This window comes from Salinisphaera japonica YTM-1, assembly GCF_003788585.1.
Taxonomy (GTDB): Bacteria; Pseudomonadota; Gammaproteobacteria; order Nevskiales; family Salinisphaeraceae; genus Salinisphaera; species Salinisphaera japonica.
Genome location: NZ_AYKG01000052.1, coordinates 1 through 7,199, shown reverse-complemented (window position 1 = coordinate 7,199; position 7,199 = coordinate 1). Strand labels below are relative to the sequence as shown.

The window sequence follows — 7,199 nt, the reverse complement described above, 5'->3', positions numbered from 1 at the left end:
CGGCATGGCCAGATTTTGGGCCCAACCCTTCGGGACAAGCGCCCTAGAATTTACGACACGTTGGCAATCCAGCGTTCTAGCCCTCTTGCGCAGAGCGACACGCTAAGTGGGCTACGCCTCGTCTTGCCACAAAACAGCACTTGGCGCGGACTCGTACGAAACAGCAACAGGCCCTAGACTGTGGCCTCGGTTCTCTCTGGTCTGTGCGCCCGTGCCCGGTATCTGGCTGACGCGTTTCATCGCCTTCGATCGTTTTGCCGACACCATTCGCGTGTTGGTGGCGTTGTCGGCGGTTATGGGCTATACCGCGCTCACCGGCCACGATGACCAGCTCATCCCGTTAATGCTGGGCGTCATCGCCTCCGGTATTGCCGAAACCGATGACTCCTGGCGGCGCCGTGCCCGGGCGTTATTGCTCACGCTGACATGTTTTTCCGTCGCCGCGCTGCTGGTGGAGCTGTTGGTCACGCGCCACGCGCTGTTCGCGCTGGCCCTGGGCGTGGGCAGCTTCGCGTTGGTCATGCTGGGGGCGGCCAGCGTGCGTTTTGCCACGATCGGGCGGGCCACGCTGCTGCTGGCGATCTATACGATGATCGGTGTGTCGCAGCATACCGGCCCGCCGCGTGCGTTCTGGGTCGAGCCGGCCCTGCTGGTGGCCGGGGCCGCGGGTTACGGCGTGCTGGCACTGGTCTGGCAGGCGGTGTTCGTGCATCGGCCGGTGCGCCAGTCCCTGGCACGCCTGTACGATGCGCTGGCGGCGTATCTGGCGGCCAAGGCCCGGCTGTTCGAGCCCTCCGGCGACGTGGATGTCGCCGCGCGCCGCGCCGATCTGGCCCATGACAACGCCCGCGTGGTGGCGGCGCTCAACGACACGCGGCTGGCGCTGATCGACCGGCTGTCCGGTCGGCGCTCGCGCTCGGCCATGCAGGACAACCTGCAGTTCTATCTGGCGGCCCAGGATATCCACGAGCGGGCCAGCTCGGCGCATTATCCGTATCAGCGCCTGCGCGATGCGTTTTTTCATAGCGACGTGATGTTTCGCTGCCAACGCCTGCTGGAGGCCATTGGCCGCGGCCTGTCGGCACGGGCCGAAACGCTTCGCTACGACACGACCTCGGCCGCCGATACGCGTATGCGACAGCGTAGCGACGAGTTGGGCGCTGCGTTAGCTTATCGCGAGGCCAACGGCCCGGCCGGGGAGGCGGATGCCCGAGCGGCCGTGGCCGATATCGCGGTCAATCTCGATGCGCTGATCGACCGCGTCGCCGACGATGGCCCGGCGCGCCATGAGGCCGACACGGCCGAACTGGCCGACCCGCAGCCGGACTCGGTGGCCGAGGCCGGGCGGCGCATCATGGCGGCCATGACCCCGGCTTCGGCCCGGTTTCGTCATGCCCTGCGGCTGTCCATCGCGCTGCTGGCCGGCTACGGGCTGCTGCTCGCGATTCACCCGGCCCAGGGCTACTGGATCCTGCTGACCACGCTGCTGGTCTGCCAGCCCGACTACGCCGCCACACGACGCCGCCTGGGCCAGCGTATCGGCGGCACGCTCGCCGGGCTGGTCATCGGCTGGGTGCTGCTCCAGCTGTTCGCGATGCAAGAGATTCAGTTCGGGCTGATCGTGATCGCTGGCACGGTATTCTTTGCCACCCGGTTTCGGCGGTATTTCGTGGCGGCTGCGGCCATCAGCGTGTTGGTCCTGCTGGCGTTCGAACAGGTCGGCAGCGGCTATGATCTGATCGTGCCGCGCCTGGTCGATACGCTGATCGGCGGCGGCCTGGCGGCACTGGCCATGTTCTTTGTCTGGCCGGACTGGCGCGAGCGCGAGCTGCATCATCGTCTGGCTGATGCCCTGGCCGCCCATGCGGCCTATCTACGCGCGCTGTTCGCCCAGTATCGCGACGCCGGCCGCGCCGATGACCTGGCCTATCGCGTGGCCCGGCGGGCCGCCCACAACGCCGATGCAGCGCTGGCCGGCCACGTGGCCACGGCCCTGGCTGATCCGCACGGCGATCGGGCCGACAACCGCGAAGCGCTTGAGATGCTGGCCGCCTCACAGACCGTGATCGGGCATCTATCGGCGCTGGGGGCGCATCGCGTGCGGCTGGCCGAAAGTCAGGCTGCGCGAACGACGCTGGCCACCAGCGTGGCGCATATCGCCGATGCCTGGGAGCACATGGGCAACGCGCTCGTCCGGGGCGATACAATCAGCGGCAACACGCGCGAGGCCGCGCTGTGCTACGACGCCCTGGCCGAGCTGGGCGGCGACGTCGATCCGGCCACGCGGCGGGCCGCTCATCTCCTACAGCTTTTGTTTGACGAGCTGGCCGTGCTGCGGGCGATCGCGACCCGGCTCATCGCATGACGATACGCGCGATGCTATCGCTTGGTATCGCGCGCCTTGATCCGGCTTTTTTCCTGAATCTCGTCGCGCAGCAGATGGATGAAGGCTGTTTCCATGCCGCCGGCCCGGCACCAGGCCGCCAGCTTGTTGCCCACCAGGCCGCGGTAATAGGTCACGACGCCGCCGACGAAAAACAACAGGCTGCCGGTCACGAACTGGGCCGCAGCAAACCGGGTGATGGTGGTATCGGCCGGATCGGCCAGCTGCCACAGATACGGAATGGAGGCCACGGTGAACAACGCCGAGCCGATCAGAAACAGCGCCACGGTCACGTTGAACAGCTGCATATACAGCAACGACGGCGCTTCAACGACCTGCAACACGTTGACCAGCCCGCCCACGATGAACGCGATCGAGCCGATAATGAAACAGACGGCCCCCGCGGCAATCCATTCCAGGCTCGGCAGAAAACACAGCGAGCCGGCGACAAACGCCAGCGTGCCTAATACATAACTCCAGGCCGCGATCCGCTCGATGGTGTCGGCACCGGTATGCGTGGGATGTGCCCGCCAGTATTGATGCACTTCCAGGAGATCGTGGCCCGTGACCAGCAGATAAAGCAGCGAGCCCGCGAAGAACAGCCAGTCGCCTACCGCAATATAGGCGGCCAGGCTCGGAAAGAAAAAGACACTGCCGGCCACAAAGCACAACCCGCCCAGCTTGTAGCTGTAAGCGTTGATCGTCTGCCAGACGTGGTTGCCCGTGTCGCGGGTATCGGTAGATCCCGGACGGGCCAGACGGGGCCGGTGCGTGACGAGATGGGGCATATCGACTGCTTTGTCGTGAGTGCTCTGATCTAGGATAGCGAACCCCGAAAGCGCGTAATATCGCGGCGCAGGCCATGCGCCATTGGCGCATGTATGCCGCTGGCGTATATGCTATCCAGCGATGGTTATCGCCGAAACATCGATTTTCACCCAGTGCATCACGCAGATTCTGGATGATGATGCTTATTCCAAGCTGCAGCATTATTTGGCGATGTACCCGGATGCGGGCGCTTTAATCCAGAACACAGGTGGAATCAGAAAGGTCCGTTGGGCATTACCGAATACCGGTAAAAGCGGCGGTATCCGTGTGATCTATTTCTGGCGTCGTTCGCACGATCAAATCATCATGCTTTTGGCCTACAAGAAATCCAGGCAAGAAAACCTGACCGATGACCAGAAGAAAACGTTGAAGCAAATAGTCTCTACTTGGTGAGCGGTATGGATAACAATCTTTTTGCGCAGCTTCTCGACAGCGTTCAAGAAGCCGATGAGATCGTGAAGGGCGAGCGTACGCCTGCGCGCGAACACGTCATTAACACATTCGAGATCAAGGCGATCCGCGAATCAGCGAAGTTATCGCAGGAAAAATTTGCGAACCTGATTCACGTCAGCAAAGGGACGCTGGTCAACTGGGAGCAGGGCAGGCGCAAGCCAAGCGGGCCGGCCGCCGTATTGCTGCTTGCAATACAACAGGATCCGAGCGGCGTTATTGCGGCTATTCAGAAAAGCGGGGAGTAACCGGGGGGCGCCTGCGGCGCAAAGATAAAACCCGGTCGAGGCAATAGCCGTAAGCCGCCAAGTTATTGGCGCTCCCTACGAGACTCGAACTCGTGTTTTCGCCGTGAGAGGGCGACGTCCTGGACCGCTAGACGAAGGGAGCTGCGGCAAGCGCGAGATGATAAGGCCAAGCGGGCCCAAGCTCAATAGAAGATTCCGTCCAGGCCGTCGGTCGCCAGGCGAAAGACGATGACGCCGCCATAGACCAGGCCGATGGCGATCAGGATGAGCGTGACGGTCTTGGGACCTTGTTGTTCGGGTTCGGGCTCGCCGCGCATGCGACGACGAAAGCGCTGATAGCGGGCACGTAAACCGAAGAAGATCAGGGCCAGCAGGCCGCCCCAGAACAACAGTTTCAGCATCACTCAGAACCCGAACGACGGGTTCATCAGGCGCTGGACGAACACGCCGGCCAGGCGCGGCTCGATGGCCAGCGCAAAGACCACGCCGAAGCCCGCACCCCAAAGATGCGCGCTGTGGTTGATGTGGTCATGCCCGAGGCGCCCGGCGTACAGGCCATAGGCCAGAAAGGCCGCGGCATAGAGGATCGCCGGCACAGGAATGAAAAAGACATAGATCGTGGTCCAGGGCGCCATCAGGATGAAGGCGAACAGCACCGCCGACACGGCCCCCGACGCGCCCAGGCTGCGATAGCGCGTGTCGTTCCAGTGGTTGATGGTGCTGGGTATGACCGACACCACGGCCGCGCCCAGATAGAACAATACGAACCCCGCGATACCGATATAGCGTTCAACAAAGGGCTCCACCGCGCGCCCGAAAAAAAACAGCGTGATCATGTTGAAAGCCAGATGTGCGCCGTCGGCGTGCACGAAGGCATTGGTTACCAGCCGGTCGTACTGACCACGCGCCACGCCCGGCGGCCACAGCAGCAGGCGCTCGGTCAACGACTGGTTGGAAAAACAGGTGATCGAGACCGCACAGGTCACGGCGATCAGAATGACGGTGATCAACATCGGGTTTCATGCCGTAAAGGAAAAGACAGCCGGGGTTGGCCCGGCCGGGCCGCGTGGGCTCGGCGATCAGTCCGGGCGTTCGATCGTCAGCGCGTGATGATCGAAGGCCAGGTGCCCGGCAATGGCGGCCACGGCATCGATGGGCCGGGCATAGCACCAGGCCGCATCGTCGAGCTGTTCGCCGTCGATATGCACGTGATAGTAGGTGGCATCGCCCTTGTACGGGCAGTGGGTCATGGTGTCAGAGACCACCAGCATATCGGTGGCCACAGCGTCCATCGGGATATACAGCCGCTCGGGGTAGCCGGTTTCGGCCAGTACCCGCGCAGCGGTGGTCTTGGCGATCTGATGCTCGCCCCAGAACACCTGCGACGTGCCGGCGGCGTCGTGTATCGCGATACGGTCAGTGTCGGACATGGCGTTTGTCTGCCGAGACAGTCGTCGAACGATACCGGCCAGCCTAACCGGATTGCGCGTGGTCGTCGCCTGTTGTGCGTCGACGACGGTCCGGCGCACCATCGGGTGATCCACTGTTTTCTATCTCGCGAGCGCTCATCTTGGATTTTTTCTATAACGACCCCGATGCCGTGGTCGACGATACGCTGGCCGGCCTGGCCCGTATCGCACCGATTGCCCTGACCGCGCGCGATTCGGCGTTTCGTATCGCGATCGATCGTGAGCGCGACCCCGCTTGTGTCGCCGTCATCTCCGGCGGCGGGGCCGGCCACGAGCCCGCCCATGCCGGCTTCGTGGGCCAGGGCATGCTTACGGCAGCCGTCGCCGGCGATCTGTTCACCTCGCCGAGCGTGGAAGCCGTGCTGGCCGCCATTCGAGCCACGACCGGGCCGGCCGGGGCCCTGCTCATCATCAAGAACTACACCGGCGACCGGCTCAACTTCGGCCTGGCCGCCGAGCGCGCCCGCGGCGAAGGGTATGCGGTGGAGACCGTGATCGTGGCCGACGATATCTCGTTGCCCGATAGTGTGGCCGCTCGGGGGCTGGCCGGTACCGTGCTGGTGCACAAGATCGCCGGCCATGCGGCGGCCAGCGGCGCCGAACTGGCCGAGGTGCATCGCCAGGCCGAAGCCGCAGCCGTTTCGATGGCCTCCATCGGCCTCGCGTTATCCAGCGCGACCTTGCCGGGCACCACGCGTGAGGCCCGCCCGCCCGAGCTGGGCCTGGGAATTCATAACGAGCCGGGTGTGCGTGAAGTAGCCCCGGCTGATGCCCGCGAGGCCGTCGCCCTGGCGCTTGCGCCGCTGCTCGACAAAACAGGCGATGCCGGCCTGGCGGGGCAGCCCTGTGCGGTGCTGGTCAACAACATGGGCGGCTGCTCGACCCAGGAGATGCATGTGCTGCTCAACGAGGTCATCGCCCAGGCGCCGGACGGGCTGATCGAGACCGCTGTCGTGCCTGCGCCCTTGATGAGCTCGATGAACATGCACGGTTTCTCGATCACGCTGCTGGCACTCGATGACACCCGGCGCACGGCCCTGGCCGCGCCTGTCGCGGCGATCGGCTGGCCGGGCGCGTGTGATGTGCAGGCCATCGAAGGCGCCACCCTGAATCAGCCGGCCGATTCAGCAGATGCGGCGGGTGCCCAGGATGCGTCGATGGCAGCACGCATGGCCGCCGTCTGTCAGGCGGTTGTTGCCGACAGAAAGCGCCTGGATGATCTGGATGCCGCGGCCGGCGACGGCGACACCGGCACCGCATTCGCGCGCGGCGCAAACGCCGTGACGAGCGCATTGGACGGCGAGCGGCTGTCGACCGGTGAACCGGCCCGCATGGCACGTGAGATCGGCGATATTCTGGCGCGCGACATGGGCGGCTCATCCGGTGTGCTGCTTTCGATACTGGCGACCGCGACCGGCAACGCCCTGGCTGATGGCGAGGATCTGGCCGCCGCACTGGCCGCCGGCGTGGCACGCATGCAGCACCACGGTGGGGCGGCCCGCGGCGATCGGACGCTGCTGGATGCGCTCTGCCCGGCACTCGACGTTTTGGCCGACACCGGTCTGTCGACACACGGCTGGCAGCAGGCCGCGGCGGCCGCACGCGCTGGCGCCGAGGCCACTGCCGATATGCGCCAGGCGGGTGCCGGGCGTGCCGCCTATGTCCGCGCCGATGCTCTGGCCGGACATGTCGATCCCGGAGCAGAGGCCATGGTCACGATCATCACGGCCGTGGCGGATGGGTTCGGCCAGCAATGAGCTCGGGCTAAACTACCGGTTTTCAGACAAGCGGGCCGAGGGCCTGTTACCGTTTCATACGGGC

At 64.7% G+C, this 7,199-nt stretch carries 8 protein-coding genes and 1 tRNA gene; 4 read left to right on the top strand and 5 right to left on the bottom strand.

Annotated features, from left to right (window positions below; genetic code table 11):
• Window positions 1-211 precede the first annotated feature (211 nt).
• A complete protein-coding gene (yccS, locus tag SAJA_RS13140; RefSeq protein ID WP_123659130.1) occupies window positions 212-2,365 on the top strand; it encodes a YccS family putative transporter in 2,154 nt (717 codons plus the stop codon).
• Between the two features lie 14 nt (window positions 2,366-2,379).
• On the opposite strand, the gene SAJA_RS13135 is transcribed toward yccS, so the two are convergent.
• Complete coding sequence (locus tag SAJA_RS13135; protein ID WP_123659129.1) at window positions 2,380-3,171, bottom strand: YrhK family protein; 792 nt, start codon at window positions 3,169-3,171, stop codon at window positions 2,380-2,382.
• Window positions 3,172-3,292: 121 nt separating this feature from the next.
• On the opposite strand from SAJA_RS13135, the gene SAJA_RS13130 reads away from it, so the two are divergent.
• Both SAJA_RS13130 and nadS read left to right on the top strand, forming a co-directional pair.
• Window positions 3,293-3,604: a type II toxin-antitoxin system RelE/ParE family toxin gene (locus SAJA_RS13130; RefSeq protein ID WP_123659128.1), complete on the top strand. Its 312-nt coding sequence runs from the start codon at window positions 3,293-3,295 to the stop codon at window positions 3,602-3,604.
• 5 nt (window positions 3,605-3,609) lie between these two features.
• Window positions 3,610-3,909 (top strand): NadS family protein, encoded by a 300-nt coding sequence (gene nadS / locus SAJA_RS13125; protein WP_123659127.1) that lies wholly within the window; start codon window positions 3,610-3,612, stop codon window positions 3,907-3,909.
• Between the two features lie 66 nt (window positions 3,910-3,975).
• Here the strand turns inward: nadS and SAJA_RS13120 are convergent.
• From SAJA_RS13120 to SAJA_RS13105, 4 genes are all read right to left on the bottom strand, one after another.
• A tRNA-Glu gene (locus SAJA_RS13120) sits at window positions 3,976-4,051 on the bottom strand.
• A gap of 40 nt (window positions 4,052-4,091) precedes the next feature.
• On the bottom strand, window positions 4,092-4,310 hold the full coding sequence (locus SAJA_RS13115) for a hypothetical protein (protein WP_123659126.1): 219 nt from the start codon (window positions 4,308-4,310) through the stop codon (window positions 4,092-4,094).
• 3 nt (window positions 4,311-4,313) lie between these two features.
• Window positions 4,314-4,922: a rhomboid family intramembrane serine protease gene (locus SAJA_RS13110; RefSeq protein ID WP_123659125.1), complete on the bottom strand. Its 609-nt coding sequence runs from the start codon at window positions 4,920-4,922 to the stop codon at window positions 4,314-4,316.
• Window positions 4,923-4,988: 66 nt separating this feature from the next.
• Window positions 4,989-5,339: a DUF427 domain-containing protein gene (locus SAJA_RS13105; protein WP_123659124.1), complete on the bottom strand. Its 351-nt coding sequence runs from the start codon at window positions 5,337-5,339 to the stop codon at window positions 4,989-4,991.
• Window positions 5,340-5,479: 140 nt separating this feature from the next.
• On the opposite strand from SAJA_RS13105, the gene SAJA_RS13100 reads away from it, so the two are divergent.
• Window positions 5,480-7,135 carry a dihydroxyacetone kinase subunit DhaK gene (locus SAJA_RS13100; RefSeq protein ID WP_221180242.1) on the top strand — a complete coding sequence of 552 codons (1,656 nt, stop codon included), beginning with the start codon at window positions 5,480-5,482 and terminating at the stop codon, window positions 7,133-7,135.
• Window positions 7,136-7,199: the final 64 nt, after the last annotated feature.

Excerpts from the sequence above, each read along its gene's own strand:
- SAJA_RS13135 (WP_123659129.1), bottom strand. The coding sequence starts at position 3,171 with ATGCCCCATCTCGTCACGCACCGGCCCCGTCTGGCCCGTCCGGGATCT.
- SAJA_RS13130 (WP_123659128.1), top strand. The coding sequence starts at position 3,293 with ATGGTTATCGCCGAAACATCGATTTTCACCCAGTGCATCACGCAGATT.
- SAJA_RS13105 (WP_123659124.1), bottom strand. The coding sequence starts at position 5,339 with ATGTCCGACACTGACCGTATCGCGATACACGACGCCGCCGGCACGTCG.
- nadS (WP_123659127.1), top strand. The coding sequence starts at position 3,610 with ATGGATAACAATCTTTTTGCGCAGCTTCTCGACAGCGTTCAAGAAGCC.
- SAJA_RS13115 (WP_123659126.1), bottom strand. The coding sequence starts at position 4,310 with ATGCTGAAACTGTTGTTCTGGGGCGGCCTGCTGGCCCTGATCTTCTTC.
- SAJA_RS13110 (WP_123659125.1), bottom strand. The coding sequence starts at position 4,922 with ATGTTGATCACCGTCATTCTGATCGCCGTGACCTGTGCGGTCTCGATC.